The sequence below is a fragment of the Neisseria sp. P0021.S007 genome, from assembly GCF_051956855.1.
The window spans coordinates 1-460 of the sequence record NZ_JBQCXA010001576.1 but is presented as its reverse complement, the minus strand read 5'-3'; the positions used below and the strand labels follow the sequence as shown (position 1 = coordinate 460).

At 33.0% G+C, this 460-nt stretch carries 1 protein-coding gene; it reads right to left on the bottom strand.

The features are described 5' to 3' along the window. Positions 1-406 (bottom strand): hypothetical protein (locus ACTHUR_RS20345; protein ID WP_440400605.1); only part of this gene is annotated, 406 nt, incomplete at its 3' end. Positions 407-460: the final 54 nt, after the last annotated feature.

Below are 460 nucleotides of genomic sequence, written 5' to 3'. Positions count from 1 at the left end.
GCCAAATCCCATCTTCTCCATTTTGGCAATGGCCTAATAACTTACCAATAAAATATTCAACGATATTTCTACGTCCATGCTTTTCAGCAAGGTTAATTGCTTGTTTTACCCATCCTTCAAGCTTTTCGGGATTAATTTTTCCTAAATTATCTTCGCCCGGTATGTGGCTTAAGGCATTTAAAGTATACCGGTAATATTTAACTAATTGCGTGTTAACAGCCTCATTTTCATCTTCTAATCCATCATCTATTTTATAAAGTTTTGAGATAAGTTGAACGAAAAATTCAGGATGTTCTTCTAAATATCTTTCTAAACTTTTGATTGAACAATTTTCACTTTTTCTTCCATAAGGTGCTAAAGCCACTATGTAGGAAAATTCTAAATTCGCCTTTTGTTCTAAGCTCAAAGTTTCACAATCAGAAATTTGAGAAAATGCATCTACTAACCGATAACTATCTGG